General features: G+C 73.1%; 11 protein-coding genes. 5 read left to right on the top strand and 6 right to left on the bottom strand.

Annotated features, from left to right (window positions below; genetic code table 11):
• Positions 1-24: 24 nt before the first annotated feature.
• The 5 genes from Ari01nite_RS33630 to Ari01nite_RS33610 form a co-directional block, all read right to left on the bottom strand.
• Positions 25-1200 (bottom strand): alpha/beta hydrolase family protein, encoded by a 1176-nt coding sequence (locus tag Ari01nite_RS33630; protein ID WP_203786272.1) that lies wholly within the window; start codon positions 1198-1200, stop codon positions 25-27.
• Between the two features lie 263 nt (positions 1201-1463).
• Entirely contained in the window at positions 1464-2546 is a 1083-nt protein-coding gene (locus Ari01nite_RS33625) for a phospholipase D-like domain-containing protein (protein ID WP_203786271.1), read from the bottom strand.
• Between the two features lie 64 nt (positions 2547-2610).
• Complete coding sequence (locus tag Ari01nite_RS33620; protein WP_203786270.1) at positions 2611-3999, bottom strand: sensor domain-containing diguanylate cyclase; 1389 nt, start codon at positions 3997-3999, stop codon at positions 2611-2613.
• 38 nt (positions 4000-4037) lie between these two features.
• Positions 4038-5504 (bottom strand): GGDEF domain-containing protein, encoded by a 1467-nt coding sequence (locus tag Ari01nite_RS33615; protein ID WP_203786269.1) that lies wholly within the window; start codon positions 5502-5504, stop codon positions 4038-4040.
• A gap of 102 nt (positions 5505-5606) precedes the next feature.
• The gene (locus Ari01nite_RS33610; RefSeq protein ID WP_203786268.1) at positions 5607-6251 is read right to left on the bottom strand and encodes a TetR/AcrR family transcriptional regulator; all 645 of its coding nucleotides are present in this window, start codon (positions 6249-6251) and stop codon (positions 5607-5609) included.
• A 309-nt stretch (positions 6252-6560) separates the two neighbouring features.
• Here Ari01nite_RS33610 and Ari01nite_RS33605 point away from each other — a divergent pair, with 309 nt between their 5' ends.
• The gene (locus Ari01nite_RS33605) at positions 6561-9005 is read left to right on the top strand and encodes a S8 family serine peptidase (RefSeq protein ID WP_203786267.1); all 2445 of its coding nucleotides are present in this window, start codon (positions 6561-6563) and stop codon (positions 9003-9005) included.
• 32 nt (positions 9006-9037) lie between these two features.
• A complete protein-coding gene (locus tag Ari01nite_RS33600) occupies positions 9038-9529 on the top strand; it encodes a beta-class carbonic anhydrase (RefSeq protein ID WP_203786266.1) in 492 nt (163 codons plus the stop codon).
• Here the strand turns inward: Ari01nite_RS33600 and Ari01nite_RS33595 are convergent.
• The gene (locus Ari01nite_RS33595) at positions 9522-10421 is read right to left on the bottom strand and encodes a LysR family transcriptional regulator (RefSeq protein WP_203786265.1); all 900 of its coding nucleotides are present in this window, start codon (positions 10419-10421) and stop codon (positions 9522-9524) included. The two genes, Ari01nite_RS33600 and Ari01nite_RS33595, sit on opposite strands and share 8 nt — an antisense overlap.
• 100 nt (positions 10422-10521) lie before the next feature.
• Between Ari01nite_RS33595 and Ari01nite_RS33590 the strand changes: the two genes are divergently transcribed.
• From Ari01nite_RS33590 to Ari01nite_RS33580, 3 genes are read left to right on the top strand one after another with little or no spacing between them, the layout of a single operon-like run.
• Positions 10522-13962 carry a bifunctional proline dehydrogenase/L-glutamate gamma-semialdehyde dehydrogenase gene (locus Ari01nite_RS33590; protein WP_203786264.1) on the top strand — a complete coding sequence of 1147 codons (3441 nt, stop codon included), beginning with the start codon at positions 10522-10524 and terminating at the stop codon, positions 13960-13962.
• 42 nt (positions 13963-14004) lie between these two features.
• Complete coding sequence (locus Ari01nite_RS33585) at positions 14005-15996, top strand: ATP-binding protein (RefSeq protein ID WP_203786263.1); 1992 nt, start codon at positions 14005-14007, stop codon at positions 15994-15996.
• 38 nt (positions 15997-16034) lie between these two features.
• Positions 16035-17393 carry an FAD-dependent oxidoreductase gene (locus Ari01nite_RS33580; protein WP_203786262.1) on the top strand — a complete coding sequence of 453 codons (1359 nt, stop codon included), beginning with the start codon at positions 16035-16037 and terminating at the stop codon, positions 17391-17393.
• The last annotated feature ends 8 nt before the right edge of the window (positions 17394-17401 follow it).

Raw genomic sequence — 17401 nt, 5'->3', positions numbered from 1 at the left:
CGAGCACACGTTGCTTGAGGGCTATCAGGGCAGGAACTGAACTTCCGGGAAGGCCGCGCTGGGTCCTTCCAGCAGGCGCTGCCGCCGGTTGCGCAGGTGCAGGTCGAAAAATGCGAGGGGGTACGCCTGCTGGATGCGCACCCCGCGGCCCGGGTCGAGGGTGCCGACCCAGCCCGCGAGTTCCTCGTCGCTCATGCCGATGGCCTGTGCCAGCTGGGGGAGCAGCCACTGGTGATCGCAGTACGACGAGTGCGCCGCGCCGTCCGCCTGCACGTTGAGCTTCCAGCCGGTCAGGTAGTGCCTCCAGAAGTCCTCGACGCTCGGCTCGGCGACCCGGGTGAACTCGGCGGTCATCATCATGAACGGCCGGTCGACCACGTCCGGCGGGGGAACCGCCTGCATCGGCCCGTCGAGCGCCAGGCCGGCCCGCACGCGCCGGTCCTGGTTCAGCACGATGGCGGTCGAGGTGGCGCCCTTCGACCAGCCGGCCATGCCGATGCGCCGCAGATCGAGCACGGCGCCCAGGCCGGCGGGCAGTTGGCGGCGCCCGGCGTCCGGGTTGCGTCCCGCGGCGAGATCCTCCAGGCGATCAAGCAAAAAGCGCATGTCGTACGCCGAGTCCCAGGGCGTGAACTCGAGCTCGTCCTCGGGCACGGTGAGCCGGCCGTTCGAGAGCTCGCTGTACGCGTCGTACGTGTGATCGATCGAAACCACGACGTAGCCGTGACTGACCAGCTGCTGCACCACAATCGTGGCTTCGCCGCGATGGCTGTTGTTCCCGTGCGAGTAGACGATCACCGGCCGCCGCCCGGAGTCGCGGAGCACCGGGGCGCCCACCTGCCCGGCGGTGAGCGGCGCCGCCACCACATCCGCCGGAAACTCGTTGCCGACGAGCAGCGCGTGCGTCGCGGCGGCGGACAACCACGGCGCCGCCGGATAGCGCCGGTCGTCCCGGGCGGCCGGATAACAGACGGTGGCCATCAGCGAACGGTGGTGCCCGGCCCCGGCGACCGGATCCGGCCGCGACCGGTCCACGAGATGCAGCGCCACGCTGCCGATCCGATGCGGCCCAGTGGGCCGGGGCAACGTGAGCCGGGGAAGGCCGGCCCGGTCCGGTGCCGCCGAGGCGCGGCCGGCACCGAGCGGCACGACGATCCCGGTGGCGAGCGCGGCCACGAGCAGGTTACGGCGGGTGGTCATCGTTCCTCCGTGGGTGACGGTTCGATCCATGCCATGAACCGTGGATCGGCGCGGCGAGCGCGGCATCTCCGGCCGCGGTGGGGTCTCGCGGTCACCGAGATCCCACCCGGCAGGCAGGAACTCAGCGCTCGTGCCAATAGGTTTCCATCACCAACCACTCGGCGCAAGCATCAATATTTTCGCGCCGGTGGGCGAGGTGGGCCGCGAAGATCGCGCCCGGCGGGGCGCGGGGCCCGGCGGGCTGGAGCGACCAACCGCAAGAATCAGGCAGGCCGGCAAAGAGTGGAGATGATCCGATCAATCTCCCCCAGCGCATAGGCGGCAAGCTTCTGCTGGGCGCCTTCAGCGACAGGGTCGGTTTCTTCGAGATCCCCCAGAATCACGATGTTCTCGTCGTTGAGCATGGCCGCCGGCGAGGTGTAATTGAAACTCCCCGCGATCACCAGCCGCTGATCGATGACCATCAGCTTGTGGTGGACCTTGCGCACCCCGTTCCCCGGGGCGTTCACGAACAGTTGCGCCCCGGCGGCCTTCAACTCGGACGTCGCGGCCCATTTCTGGGCGCCCTGCCCACGGTCGAGCACGCCCCGCACCGGAATGCCGCCGCGCAGCAACCAGGCCATGGTGTCGTCGATTCCGGAGGACTGGGCGAAGGTGAACATGGCGAAGTCGACGTGTTCCTTCGCCTTCAGCATCTGCTTCATTATTTCCATCTCCGGGCCCTGGTCCGGCGCGAAGACGGGCTTCACCCGGATGGCACCCAGCCGGAACTCCGCCGGTCGCGGTGAATGCCGCTCGCGCAACGCGCCGAAGGTGCCGCTGCGCAGCGAGTCGAACTCGTCCTGATAGAGCCCCGTCGCCCGCTGGCCGTGCAGGATCACCACGTGGTTCAGGTTGGTGCCCGGCGTCGCTGTCCCGGTGTCGGTGCCGGTGAAGTTTGCCGAGCCGGTCAGCACCGCGGCCGTTGGTTTTCCGGAGTCCCGTACGATGAATTTCTGGTGGAAGATTTTCGGGTTCAGGTCGGTGATCAGGTCGATTCCGGCTCGGAGCAGGGCCGCGTGGATCACCCGGTTTCCCTCATTTTCGCCGGCCAGCGTCCACGGGTCGGCGAGCGGTTTCTCCTCGGACAGGTAATCGCCCTCGAGAATGACCTGGACGCGTACCTTTCTCGCCTTCGCCGCCAGTATCGCCGTCGCGATCGGCCGGGAGTCGAGTTCCTGCACCGCTATCTGCAGCGTGCTGGTCGCGCCCTCGATGAACTCGCGAATGGTCCGATCCAGGTCGTCCGGGCCGCCCAGCACCGGCGGACCGCAATAGAACTCGACGCTGCCCAGGTCCATACCCATGCCGTCAGTGTGCTCGGCACTTCACGCAGCGTGTATTAACCGTGGGGGTGATCCGCGGCGACGATCATCCAGCGGCGGGCAGGGCGACCGTCTCGTCGTAACGCTGCGCGCCGTGCGTTCCGCGCCGCTTCGCGGCGTACATGGCCAAATCGGCCTGGTGCAGGAGGTCGGCCACGGCGGTTCCGGCATTTCCCGGTACGGCGATGCCGACGCTCGCCCGGACCACCAGGCTTTCACCACCGACGGTGATCGGCTCGGCCATCTCGGCGAGCAGCCGGGCGGCCACCGCGTCGGCCTCCTCGGGACGGGGCAGCGCGATACCGAACTCGTCGCCGCCCAGCCGGCCGGCCAGGTCGGTGCCGCCGATGCAGCGGCGGAGCATCCCGGCCACCGCCACCAGCACCTCGTCGCCGTACCTGTGCCCGTACGTGTCATTGATGGGTTTGAAGCCGTCCAAATCGACGAAGAGCACCGCGGGACCGGCCATCTCCTCCAGGTCGCGCAGGAACGCCGCCCGGTTCTTGAGGCCGGTGAGCTGGTCGTGCTCGGCCTCGTAGGCGAGCCGCTCCTGGATCGCCCGGCGCTCGGTCACGTCCCGGACGGTGCAGACCACGCCGCCCACGGCCGGCCGGTGGCGGAAGTCGCGCAGGGTCGACTCCATCCAGCGCCACTCGCCGTCGATGTGCCGGAGCCGGACGTGGATGGTGCGCTGGCTGCCCGGGTCGGCGTAGATGCCGGTGAGCACCTCGACCAGGGCCGGCAGGTCCTCGGGGTGCACGTGCGCGGCGTACCCGCCCTGCTCGTAGTGCTTCGCCGGATAGCCGGTGAGCTGCTCGATGCCGGGGCTCAGGTAGATCGGGCGGCCCTCCTCGTCGAGGACGCTGAGCACGTCGTTCGCGTCCTGCACCAGGATCCGGAAGCGTTCCTCGCGGTCGGACAGCGCGGACTCGGCCCGCTCCCGCTGCTCGGCGAACTGGCCGAGGGCCCGGATGAACAGGGCGGTCAGCACGAAGCCGAGCAGGCCGGCCGCCTGGCTGTTGATCGGGCTCAGGTAGCTGTGGATCCCGTCGAACGCGATGCCGGCCTGGCCGAGCGCGATGCAGAGCATGGTGGCCAGCACCGCCGGGCGCCAGATCGCGCTGCCGCCGGACCGGATGTGGTGCACCACGACCAGCGCGAACGCCAGCGGCAGCACCGGACCCCAGCCGAGGCCGTAGATGATCGTGGCGACCAGCGCGAGGTGCAGACAGACCGGCGCCGCGGGCCAGCGGCCGAGCGGGCCGTCACGGATCCAGCGCTGGGCGATCGGCTGCTGGATGGCGGCCAGCACCAAGAGGGGCAGCAGCGACAGCTCGAGCGGCAGGACGCCGACCACGCCGTACGGGTGCAGGACGGCGACCACCGGGATTGCCACCAGCGGCTCGAAGCTGCGCGTGAGGATAAGCCTGGCCACGTGCTCACCATCGGCCGCCCGGTGGCGGTGGATGAGGATTACGCGGCCGCGGTGACCCGGTCGCGGCCGGCGTCCTTGGCCGCGTACAGGGCGCGGTCGGCGGCGATCACCAGTTCGTCGGGGCTGGCGGTGTCCGGCAGCCCGGCCAGGCCGACCGACACGGTGACCCGGCGTACCCGGTTCTCGGTGACCGCGATCGGGGCCATGCCGACGCTGCGCCGGATGCGCTCGGCCACCTCGCGGGCCCGGGCCGGCGTGGTCTGCGGCAGCAGCACCGCGAACTCCTCGCCGCCGTAGCGGGCCACCAGGTCGCCGGGGCGGATCGCCCGGGCCACCCGGTGCGCGACCTCGGCGAGGACGCGGTCGCCCGCGGTGTGCCCGTACGTGTCATTGACGCTCTTGAAGTGATCGACGTCGAACAGGATCATGCTGAGCTTGTCCCCGGTGCGGGCCGACCGGGCGGCCTCGGCCCGCAGCGACTGCTCGAAGAAGCCGCGGCTGCGCAGGCCGGTCAGCCCGTCGGTGATGGCCGCGTTGCGCTGCGCCTGCACCAGACCGGCCATCCGGGCCAGCGCCAGCAGGAACAGCGTATTGCAGGCGACCGCAGCGACCAGCACGTCGGGGTCGGCGCCGGCGAGGTACTGGATCGCCATGCCGGTGGGCGCGACGACCGCCGCGGCGGCCAGCACCAGGAGCCGGCCGGGGGTGGCGTCCGGGATGGTGGCCGAGGAACGGATGCCGAGAAGTGGGGCCGACGGGTGCGCGAGGGCGGCGGCGAACAGGAACGAACCGCCGATCCAGAACGCGTCCAGGTAGTTGGCCACCCGGTAGGTGCCGTCCAGGACCGTGATGCTGTACACCGTGTCGGCGTACAGGGTCACGGCCAGGTAGGCGCCGAGCATCCGCAGCGCGACCGGGCGCGGGCCGGCGCCGAGCAGCAGCCGGGCACCCACCACGATCAGCACCAGGTCGCCGAGCGGGTAGGCGACCGAGACCAGGGTGGCGACGTTGCCCGTGGTCACGTCCATGGTCGGCGCGATCACGAAGGAGTGGATCAGGTAACCGGCACTGACCGCGACGATGGCCGCGTCGATCGCGCTGGCCCCGTCCCAGCCGGGGGTGCGGCGGCGCACCAGCACCAGCAGGCCCGCGGCCATCAGGGGATACCAGCCCAGGTACGCCGCGTCGGCCACGCTCGGATAAGGGACCTCCCCGCCGAACAGCGCCTTGACGTAGAAGATCACGTCACCGGCGACGCCCGACACCGCGGACGCCGCCACCAGCAGCAGGGGCAGGCGCAGCTGCGGGTGCCGCCAGGCGGCCACCAGGGCGCTGACCGCGAGCGCGCCGTTGGCACTGGAGTAGAGCGCCACCTGGGTGCCGGCCCAGTCGCTGCCGAGCGCGGCGAACCAGTAGTAGGCGCAGGTCACCGCCACGCCGAGGGCCAGCAGCAGGTGCCAGCCCGCGACGCGGCGGGTCAGGGGAACGGTCGTGGTTCGGTCCACCCCTGAAGGTTCCGGCCGTCCGGGTGCGTGCCGATGATGCGGGTGGGTGCGGGTCGGGTGCGCTGAAGGTCAAGTTGAGGTCGAGGGTTGGCGGCCTGACCCTCAACGTGAGGTTGAGGTCAGGTGCGCCACGACCATGTCGCTGAGCATGCCGCGGTAGTGGTCGCGGCGGGCCGGGTCGAGCAGGTCGCGGTCGAAGAGGGTGCCGAACGTGTGCTGGTTGGCCACCCGGAAGAAGCAGAACGAACTGATCATCAGGTGTACGTCGACCGCGTCCACGTCGTCGCGGAACTCGCCGGCCGACCGGCCGCGGGCCAGGATGCGGTCGAGCAGGCGGACCGCGGGGCCGTTGATCGCGACCAGCTCGGGCAGCCGGGCGATGTGCTCGCCGCGGTGGATGTTCTCGATGCTGACCAGGCGGATGAAGTCGGGGTTGGCCTCGTGGTGGTCGAAGGTGACCTCGGCGATCCGGCGGATGGCGTCGGCCGGTGCCAGGTGGTCGACGTGCACCCGTTGCTCGGCCTCGCGGATCCGGGTGTACGCGGCCTCGAGGGCGGCCACGTACAGCTGCTTCTTGCCGCCGAAGTAGTAGTAGATCATCCGCTTGGTGGTGCTGGTGCGGGCCGCGATCTCGTCGACCCGGGCGCCGTCGTAGCCGCGTTCGGCGAACTCCGCGGTGGCCACCGTGAGGATCTCGGCGCGGGTGCGTTCGGCGTCCCGGCGGCGTTCCGTCGGCTGCGCGGTCATCGGGCTCCTATCGGGGGACCGGGGCCCTCGACTCTAGTCGATCGCCGGAATGAACGAACGTACCGGTTCGTACATTGACTGAAGGATCTTGCAGGGATGTGGCGTTCGCAACTCGGAAAGAGGTTTGGATATCGCCGGGCAATCTGGGGTTAACCCGGCGCGGAGCCGCTGGCAGGGCATTTCTTCGCTCGGTCACAGGCGTGAAACTCGGCGGCAAGAGTTGCAAGAACTTGCGTGAATTCCGCTCCCGTCGATACGTTCCGCGGGGCGTGCGGGGCGACCGATCCCGCGCGGCTGGGGAGATATCCGATGAGATTTCGGACTTGGCTGGCGTGGGGCTTGGGGGTAGTCGTGCTGGCCGGCACCACCGGCGCGCCGCCGGCTGGCGCGGCCGGTGTGGGCGGCGCTCTGGGCAAGGTCTCCGCGAAGGTGCGGGAGCGGGTCGCGGCCGGGGGCACCGCGACGTTCTGGGTCATGCTGCGCGGGTCGGACGATCTCGCGGCGGCCCGGAAAGCCCGCGGCAAGGCCAAGGCGGCTGCGGTGTTGCGGGACGCCCGGGCCGGGGCCGCGGCCGACCAGGCCGGGCTGCGGCGGCTGCTGACCGGGCGGAAGGCGGCGTTCCGGTCGTTCTGGATCGCGGACACCATGCAGGTCACCGGGGACGCCGCGCTGCTCGCCGCGATCGCCGGCCGGCCCGAGGTCAAGGCGGTGCTGCCGGACGAGCCGGTCCGGTTGCCGGTGGCGCGGGCGGCTGCGGTCCGGCAGGCGGTCGAGGGCGCCGAGTGGAACGTCGACCGGATCGGTGCTCCGCGGGTGTGGGCGGAGCGGGGCGTCACCGGGGCGGGGATCGTGGTGGCGAACGTCGACAGCGGGGTCCAGTTCGACCACCCGGCGCTGGCGGCCGGCTACCGGGGGCGGGCCGGGGACCACGACTACCACTGGTTCGACCCGGCCGGGATCTGCCCGGGCGGCGTGCCCTGCGACAACACCGGGCACGGCACGCACACCATGGGCACGATGGCCGGGGCCGGCGGCGTCGGGGTGGCGCCCGGGGCGACCTGGATCGCGGCCAAGGGGTGTGAGAACACCTTCTGCTCGGTCGCGGCCCTGCTCGCCGCGGGGCAGTGGATCGTGGCGCCGACCGACCGGAACGGGCTGAACCCGCGACCGGACCTGGCGCCGGACATCGTGAACAACTCGTGGGGCGGGGCGGCCGGGTTCGATCCGTGGTACGCGGAGATCGTCCGGGCCTGGGTGGCGGCCGGCATCTTCCCGGCGTTCTCGAACGGCAACGGTGGGCCGGGCTGTGCCACGGCGGGCAGCCCGGGGTCGTACGCGGACACCTACGCCACCGGCGCGACCGACGTGAACGATGCGATCGCCGGGTTCTCCAGCCGGGGCGGCGGGCAGGACGGCGCGGTCAAGCCGGACATCGCGGCGCCGGGCGTGGACGTCCGCTCGAGCGTCCCGGACGGTTACGCGGCGTACAGCGGCACCTCGATGGCGTCGCCGCACACCGCCGGCACGGTCGCGCTGATCTGGTCAGCCGTGCCGGGGCTGCGCCGCAACATCGCCGCCACCCGGGAGATCCTCGGCGAGTCGGCGATCGACACGGGGGACACCGCGTGCGGCGGGACGGCCGGCGACAACAACGTGTTCGGGCAGGGCCGCCTGGACGCCCACGCCGCGGTCGCGCTGGCGGCCGGACCGGCCGGGAGCCTGGCCGGCACGGTCACCTCGGGCGGCTTCCCGCTGGCCGGGGCCACCGTGCGGGTGGACGGGCCGGTGCAGCGCACGCTGACCAGCGCGGCGGACGGCGGCTACCGGTTCGGGCGGCTGCCGGCCGGCGACTACCGGCTGCGGGTAAGCGCGTTCGGTTACGACCCGGTCGAGCGGGACGTGACGGTGACAGCGGACGGCTCGGTCACCGCCGGCACGGACCTGCCGGCCAGCGCGGCGGGCGTGGTGACCGGCACGGTGACCAGCGGCGGCACCGCGCTACCGGGCGTCACCGTGGCGCTGTCCGGCACGCCGGTGACGGTGACGTCGGACGACGCGGGGCGGTTCCGGCTGGCGGCGCCGCTCGGCGATTACGAGCTCACCGCCCGGCCGCTCGGCGGGTGCTCGACCCCGGTGACCCGGCGGCTCCGGGTGAGCGGCGACCACCGGGAGGACCTGGACCTGCCGCAGGTCACCGACCGGTCCGGGTACCGCTGTGGCCCGGCCACCGACGGCTACCGGGCCGGCGACCGGCGGCTCGACCTGGCCGGTGACGACAGCGCGGCCGAGGTGACGCTGCCGTTCGCGTTCCCGCTCTACAGCCAGGCACGCAGCCGGGCCTGGGTGGGCAGCAACGGCCTGATCACCTTCGGGGCTGCCTCGCTCTCGTACACGAACACCGCCCTGCCGGACGCCGCGGAGCCGAACGACGCCCTCTACCCGTTCTGGGACGACATCTTCCTCGACGACCGGTCGAGCGTGTGGACCTCGGCCGGACCGGACACGTTCGTGGTGGAGTGGCGCGACGTCACGTTCTTCCTCAGCGCGGACGACCGGCTGTCGGTGAGTGCTGTGCTGCACGCCGACGGCACCGTCACCTACCGGTATCGCGGCCTCTCCGGCCCGCGCGGCACCGGGATAAGCGCCACGATCGGACTGGAGAACGCCGGCGGCACCGACGGCCTCGCCTACGCACACGAGACCCCGGCGGTCACGGACGGCAGCGGAGTGACCTTCCGTCCGCCCCATCTCTAGCTGACCAGTAGGAGAAGTGGTTAGGGTGTGCCATGACCGTCACCGACGAACTTCTCGCCAACGCCGAGCGCTACGCCGCGAGCTTCGACAAGGGGGCGCTGCCGCTGCCGCCGGCCAAGGGCGTCGCCGTGGTCGCCTGCATGGATGCGCGGCTCAACCCGTACGGCCTCCTCGGGCTCGCCGAGGGCGACGCCCACGTGATCCGCAACGCCGGCGGGGTGATCACCGCGGACGAGCTGCGCAGCCTGGCGATCAGCCAGCGCCTGCTCGGCACCACCGAGATCATCCTGATCCACCACACCGACTGCGGGATGCTGACCTTCACCGACGACGAGTTCAAGGGCGCCATCGAACGCGAGGTCGGCATCCGGCCGCAGTGGGCCGCCGAGGCGTTCGGTGACCTCGAGGGTGACGTGCGGCAGTCGGTGAAGCGCATCCTGGCCGACCCGTTCATCCCGGTGAAGGAGTCGGTGCGCGGCTTCGTCTACGAGGTCGAGACCGGCAAGCTGCGCGAGGTCAGCTGAGCCGGGCGGCGGTCTCCTCCAGGGTTTCCCGGAACGCCTGGGCGGCCGGTGACGCGGCGCCGGCCAGCCGTTGCGCCGTGAAGATCGTGCGGTGCGGCTCGCCCGGGAGGCCGAGCAGCCGGCACGACGTCTCCCGGCCGAGCCAGACCAGGCCGGGAATGAGCGCCACCGCGTTGCCCGACTCCACCAGCCGGATGTGCGCCTGCAGGTCGGCGGTCTCGTAGCGCACGTCCGGCTCGAATCCGGTGGACCGGCAGAGTTGCTCGGCGAAGTGCCGGGACGCGGCCCCGCGCGGCTCCATCACCCACGGCATGCCGCGCGCCTCGGCCAGCGACGCCACCGGGTGCAGCGCGGCCGACTCGGCCGGCAGCGCCAGCCGGATCGCGTCGGTGGTCAGTGGCCGCCGGTCCAGGCCCGGGTGGTGCGGCGCGGCGTGCGCCGGGTACTGCTCGGCGATGACCATGTCGAAGTCGCGAGCCCAGGTCTCGCGCAAAGCCTCCTCCGGCTCGCGCTGCACCATCTCGACGCGCACGTCCGGGAAACGGGCGTCCATCTGCCGCAGTGTGGCCGGCATCAGCGCCAGCGCCGCCGACTGGAACACCGCCACCCGCACCCGGCCGCTGACCCGGGTCAACGACGCCTGGAGCCGGGCCTCGGCGCGTTCCAGGGTGTCCAGCACCTCGCCGGCCGACTCGACCAGGACCTCGGCCTGCGGGGTGAGCTGCACCCGGCGCCCGGACTTGCGCAGCAGGGTCATGCCGGTTTCCCGCTCCAGCAGGCTGAGCTGCTGAGACACTGCCGACGGCGAGAAGTTGAGCGCCTCGGCGACGGCCGCGAGGGTGCCGCGGACGGCCAGTTCGCGCAGCAGGACGAGCCGGCGGATCTCCAGCATGGTCTATCCCGTCGCCGAGAGGATTAGTAAGGAGAACTGAAGGGTACTCGTCATTAACAGTCGCTTTTCGTGAACTGAGGACGGAACGACACTTGGCGTTATGACCGAGCTTGCGATGCCCGCCGATATTGACCTCGCGCAGGAGGCCGTCACTCTTGTGCGCCGCTGGCTGCACGAGGCGGCCTCGGTCCCGGTGCACGGCTCGGCCGCGCAACTGGCCGGTCTGCTGCGCGACCCCGACGGCCTGGCGTTCGCGGTCGGCTTCGTGGACGGCGTGGTCCGGCCCGAAGACCTGCGGGTCAGCGCCCACGCGCTGGCCGCCCTCGCGCCCGGCGTGCCGCGCTTCCTGCCCGCGCCGCTGCGGGCCGCGGTCCGGCTCGGCGGCCGGCTCGCCCCCGCCATGCCCGGTGTGGTGGTGCCGATCGCCCGCCGCGTGCTGCGGCACATGGTCGGTCACCTGGTGGTCGACGCCACCGACGCGAAGCTCGGCCGGGCCATCGCCCGGATCCGCAAGCGGCACGTGCGGCTCAACGTCAACCTGCTCGGCGAGGCGGTGCTGGGCCGGGGCGAGGCCACCCGGCGGCTGCGCGAGACCGAGCGGCTGCTGGCTCGCGACGACGTCGACTACGTCTCGATCAAGGTGTCGGCCACCGTGCCGCCGCACAACCCGTGGGCGTTCGACGAGGCGGTCGACGACGTGGTGGAGCGGCTCACCCCGCTGTTCCGGCAGGCGGCGCAAGCGGCGACGCCCAAGTTCGTCAACCTCGACATGGAGGAGTACAAGGACCTCGACCTCACCGTCGCGGTCTTCACCCGGCTGCTGGACACGCCCGAACTGCTCGGGCTCGAGGCGGGCATCGTGCTCCAGGCGTACCTCCCTGATGCTTCGGCCGCGATGATCGGTCTGCAGGAGTGGGCGGCCCGGCGCCGCGCCCGCGGCGGTGCCGGCATCAAGGTGCGCCTGGTCAAGGGCGCCAACCTGCCGATGGAGCGGGTCGAGGCCACGGTGCACGGCTGGCCGCTGGCGACCTGGGAGAGCAAGCAGGCCACCGACACCAACTACAAGAGAGTTCTGGAGTACGCGCTGCGGCCCCAGCACATCCCGAACGTGCGGCTCGGCGTGGCGGGTCACAACCTGTTCGACGTCGCCTATGCGTGGCTGCTCGCCGGGCGCCGGGGCGTCCGCGACGGCGTCGAGTTCGAAATGCTGCTCGGCATGGCCGAGGGCCAGGCCGAGGTGGTCCGGCGCGAGGTGGGTGGGTTGTTGCTCTACACGCCGGTGGTACGCCCGGAGCAGTTCGACGTGGCGATCGCGTACCTGATCCGGCGGCTCGAGGAGGGCGCGAGCCCGGAGAACTTCATGTCGGCGGTCTTCGACCTGGACCGCGACGAGAAACTGTTCGCCCGCGAGCGGGACCGCTTCCTGGCGTCGCTGGCCGAGGTGGACGAGCACGTGCCGGCCGCCCGCCGGGTCGCCGACCGCTACGCCGCGGTCCCGGCGCCGGGGCCGGGCCGGTTCGTCAACACCCCGGACACCGACCCGGCCGTCGCGGCCAACCGCACCCGGGTCCGCGAGTTGCTCGGCCGGGTGCCCACCTCGGAGCTGGGTGCTGCCACCATCGAGGCGGCCCGGATCGGCGACGCGGCCCGGCTCGACGAGGTGCTCGGCGCCGCTGTCGCGGCCGGCGCCGGGTGGCGGACGGCCGACCGGGCGGCGGTGCTGCACCGGGTCGGCGAGGCCCTGGAGGCCCGGCGCGCCGACCTGATCGAGGTGATGGCCGCCGAGGCGGGCAAGACCGCCGAGCAGGCCGACCCGGAGGTGTCCGAGGCCGTCGACTTCGCGCACTACTACGCGGAACTGGCCGCCGACCTCGACCGGATCGACGGCGCCCGCCCGGTGCCGGCCCGGCTCACCCTGGTCACGCCGCCGTGGAACTTCCCGGTCGCGATCCCGGCCGGGTCGCTGCTCGCCGCCCTCGCCGCGGGTTCGCCGGTGGTGCTCAAGCCGGCCGGCCCGGCCCGGCGGTGCGGCGCGGTGCTCGCCGAGATCGTCCGGTCCGCGCTGCCCGATCCCGACGTGCTTACCCTCGTGCAGGTCGGCGAGAAGGACCTGGGGCGGCAGCTGATCGCACATCCGCTGGTCGAGCGGGTGATTCTCACCGGTGCCTACGAGACCGCGGAGCTGTTCCGGTCGTTCCGGTCCGACCTGCCGCTGCTGGCCGAGACCAGCGGGAAGAACGCCATCATCGTCACGCCGAGCGCCGACCTCGACCTGGCGGTCAAGGACGTGGTGGCGTCGGCGTTCGGGCACGCCGGGCAGAAGTGCTCGGCGGCGTCGCTGGTGGTCCTGGTCGGGTCGGTGGCGAAGTCGCAGCGGTTCCGGACCCAGTTGCTGGACGCGGCGTCGTCGCTGACCGTCGGCTACCCGGCCGACCCGCGCACCCAGGTCGGCCCGGTCATCGAGCCGGCCGCCGGGAAGCTGCTCGCCGGTCTCACCGAGCTGGGGCCGGGGGAGCGGTGGCTGCTCGAACCGCGCCGCCTCGACGACACCGGCCGGCTGTGGTCGCCGGGCATCCGCGAGGGCGTGCGGCGCGGGTCCGCCTACCACCGCACCGAGTACTTCGGACCGATTCTCGGTGTGCTGACGGCGGCCGACCTGGACGAGGCGATCGACCTGGTCAACGAGGTCGACTTCGGGCTGACGTCGGGGATCCACTCGCTCGACCCGGCCGAGGTGCGCACCTGGATCGACCGGGTCCAGGCCGGCAACCTGTACGTGAACCGCGGCATCACCGGCGCGATCGTGCGGCGGCAGCCGTTCGGCGGCTGGAAGCGCTCGGCGGTCGGCCCGGGTACGAAGGCGGGCGGGCCGAACTACCTGATCGGGCTGACCGGCTGGGAACCGGCGCCGGCCACTTCGGGCGCGGACGTCACGCACCCGGCCGTCCGGGCACTGCTGGACGCGGCCGCCGGCTCCTCCCTCCCCGACGGCGACGCCTTGGCGTCGCTCGAGCGGGCGGTCCGGAGCGATGCCGCCGCATTTACCGGACATTTCCGAATGGCCGATGTGTCCGAGCTCCAGGTCGAGCGCAATGTCCTGCGCTACCTGCCGGTGCCGGTCGAGGTGCGGCTCGCCGAGGGGGCGCCGCTCGCCGGCCTGGTCCGGGTGGTTGCCGCCGGACTGGTGGCCGGCGCACCGATGCGGGTGTCGGTCGCGGAACCGCTGCCGGAGCCGATCGCCGAGGTCCTCGCTGCGCCGCCCTCCGCCGGTCAGCCGTCCTCCCCGGAGGCCGCTCCGGCCCCGCCGGTCGAGGTGCGGGTCGAGGGCGACGCCACCTGGGCGGCGGGCGTCGCGGCCGGGCGGGTGCGGCTGATCGGAGCTTCGGCGGCGCTGCCCAGCACCCCCGATCTGGCCGTCTACGCCGGGCCGGTGACCGAGGCCGGGCGGGTCGAGCTGCTGCCGTTCCTGCACGAGCAGGCGGTCAGCATCACCGCGCACCGCTTCGGCAACCCGGACCGGCTCGCCGGCGAGGTGCTCTGAACCGACCCCCGGCCGTAGACTCCGGTCGGGGGTGTGTGCACCGTGTCCACTCGGGTCGCCGACCTGCTCGACCACGCTCGCGAGCGGTCCTTCGTGGGGCGTGGTGCCGAGCTGGGCGCGTTCGGCGAGGCGCTCGGCGGCTCCGGGCGGCGGGTGCTGTTCCTGCACGGGCCGGGCGGCATCGGCAAGTCCAGCACGCTGCACGAGTTCCACCGGCGGGCGCGGGCCCTCGGGCGCACCGTCGTGGCCGTCGACGGCCGGGACGTCGACCCGGCGCCGGACGCCTTCCGCACCGCGCTCGGCACCGCCGGGCTGCCGGCCGGTGCGGTCCTGCTGATCGACGGCTACGAGCACCTGGCGCCGCTGGACGGCTGGCTGCGGCGCGACTTCCTGCCCGGCCGCAGCGACGCCGACGTGGTGGTGATCGCCGGGCGGGAGCCGCCGGCGTCCGCGTGGCGCACCGACCCGGGCTGGCGGCGGCTGGCCGCGATCCGGCGGCTCGAACCGCTGGACCGGGCCGACAGCGCCGAACTGCTGGCCCGCGCCGGGGTGCCGGCGCATCTGCGGGACAAGCTGGTCGCGCTCGGCCGGGGCCACCCGCTCGCCACCGCGTTGCTCGCCGACGCGGCCACCAGCGGCTCGGTGCCGCGCTCGCTGGCCGACGTCCCCGACCTGATCACCGCGCTGCTCGAATGCCTGGTCCGGGAGCCGCCCACCGACGCGCACGCGGCCGGGCTGGCCACCTGCGCCAAGGCCTGGCTGACCACCGAGGACCTGCTGCGGGACACGGTCGGCGCGGACGCACCGGCGATCTGGTCGTGGCTGTGCCGGCGCCCGTTCATCACCGCTGGCCCGCGCGGCCTGCGACCGCACGAGCTGGCCCGGGACGTGCTGGACGCCGAGTTCGAACGCCGCTCGCCGGACCGCTACCGGGCGCTGCACCGGATCGTCCACGACCACGCGGTGGCCGGGATCCGCACCGCCGCCGGCCCGGACCTCCAGCTGCGCGCCCAGCACCTGCTCTACCTGCACCGGCACAGCCCGCTCACCGCGACCTACTACGAGCTGCGCGAGCTCGGGTCGGTGGCGCTGCTGCCCGGCACCCCGGCCGACCACGGCGAGGTGGTGGCCACCGTGGAGCGCCTGCACGGGCCCGCGCAGGCCGGCCTGTGCCGCCGCTGGCTGGCCGAACGGCCGGGCGGCCTCAGCGTGATCCGGGACGACGACGGCCTGCTCGCGTTCGTCCTCTATCTGACCCTGCCCCGGGGCGGCGACCTCGAGGAGCAGGACCCGGTGACCCGCGCGGCCCTGCGGCACGTCGAACGGGCCGGGCCGTTGCGGCCGGGCGAACGGATCGACCTGGCCCGCTACTACAGCGGTGTCCGGGACGACCAGCGCGATCGCTACGCGGTGATGGCCGGGTCGGTCTCGTCGATCATCGAGTGGATCGGGCGTACCCGGGCCTGGTCTTTTGTGGTTACCACCGACCCGGAGTTCTGGGGGCCGATGTTCGAATACCTGGCCTTCACCCGCTCGTTCGAGACCACGGTGGACGGCGCGCCGCACGTGGTCTACGGGATGGACTGGCGCCGCCTGCCGGTCGACGACTGGCTCGACCTGATGAACGAGCGCGAGCAGACCGGCGGCACCGGGCCGGCGCCCGCGCACCTGCTGCGCCCGCCGCCGCTCGGACGGGACGCGTTCGCCGACGCGGTCCGGCAGGCCCTGCGCGACCTGCACCGCCCGGAGCGGCTGGCGGCCGGTCCGCTGGCCGGCACCGCGGTGGCGGCCGGGCCGGGGCTGCGGCCGCGGATCGAGGCGGCCGTGGCGGCGCTCGGCGACGAGCCGAAGGGCGCGGCGCTGCGCAGCGTGCTGGACCGCACGTTCCTGCGCCCGGCGGCCAGCCAGGAGGCCGCGGCCGAGGTCCTCGGGCTGCCGTTCAGCACCTACCGGCGGCACCTGGCCAAGGCCGTCGACCGCCTCGTCGACGTGCTCTGGCCGGTCGAGATAGGCACCGAACCGGGCACCGACTGACCTGGAAAGTGAGCAGCCGGCGCGCGGATCCTCGCGGCATGGCTGACATTCTCGTGATCGGCGCCGGCCTGACCGGCCTGTCCACCGCCCTGCTCCTGACCCGCGACGGGCACCGGGTGACCGTGCTCGACCGGGACCCACCCGCGCCCGCGCCGGGCACCGCCTGGGAATCCTGGCACCGGCCCGGCGTCACCCAGTTCCGGTTCGCGCACATCATGCTGCCCCGCTGGCACACCCTGATGCGCACCGAACTGCCCGGCGTGCTGGACCGGCTCGCGGCCGCGGGCGGGTTCGCGGTCAACCTCGCCGGTCTGCTGCCGCCCGAGGTCCGCGACGGCGGCCGCCCGGACGACGACCGCTTCGACACCCTGACCGCGCGGCGCCCCGTCCTGGAAGCGGTGCTCGCGGCCGGGCTCACCGTCCGCACCGGCGTCGCGGTCGCCGGCCTGGAGGTCCGGGACCGGCACGTCACCGGCGTGCGGCTGGCCGGCGGCGACATCCTCACCGCCGACCTGGTGGTGGACTGCGGCGGCCGGCGATCGGCGCTGCCCGCCTGGCTGGCCGCCGCCGGGTGCGGCGCTCCGGCCGAGGAACGCGACGACGCCGGCTTCGTCTACTACGGCCGGCACTTCCGGGGCCCCCGGCCGCCGGTGCGCGGCCCGCTGCTCCAGCACCACGACTCGGTGTCGGTGCTCACCCTGCCGGCCGACAACGACACCTGGGCCGTCGCGTTCGTGGCGAGCGGGCACGACCGCCCGCTGCGGGCACTGCGTGACCCGGACCGGTGGACCGCGGCCCTGGACCGGTACCCGCTGGCCGCGCACTGGTCGGCCGGGACGCCGCTCACCGGCGTCGACGTGATGGCCGGGCTGGCCGACCGGTGGCGCAGCCTGGTAGTGGGCGGCGAACCGGTCGCCACCGGGGTGGTGGCCGTCGGCGACTCGGCCTGCTGCACCAACCCGTCGCTGGGCCGCGGCGCGGCGATCGGGCTGCTGCACGCGTGCACGCTGCGCGACCTGCTGCGGGAGACCGAGCCGGCCGAGGCCGACAAGCTGGCCCGCCGGTTCGCCGAGCGGACGGCCGCGGTGATCGAGCCGCTCTACCGGGCGACCTACTGGTTCGACCGGCACCGGATCGCCGAGATGGAGGCGGACGCGGCCGGCGTCACCTACCGCCCGGACGACCAGCGATGGGCCGTGGCCCGCGCGCTCTACGTGGCCGCGCTGAGCGACCCGGAGGCGGCCCGCGCCAACCTCGCCATCAGCTCGGTGCTGGCCACCGCCCCGGAGGTGCTCGCCGCGAACGGCCTGGCGGCGCGGGTGTCGGCGATCGCGGGCGGCGTCCGCTACCCGATGCCGGGCCCGGACCGGGCCGGCCTGCTCGCGGCGCTGAACTAGGACAGGCC

Source organism: Paractinoplanes rishiriensis, assembly GCF_016862375.1.
Lineage (GTDB): Bacteria > Actinomycetota > Actinomycetes > Mycobacteriales > Micromonosporaceae > Actinoplanes > Actinoplanes rishiriensis.
This window is presented reverse-complemented; position numbering and strand designations above follow the sequence as displayed.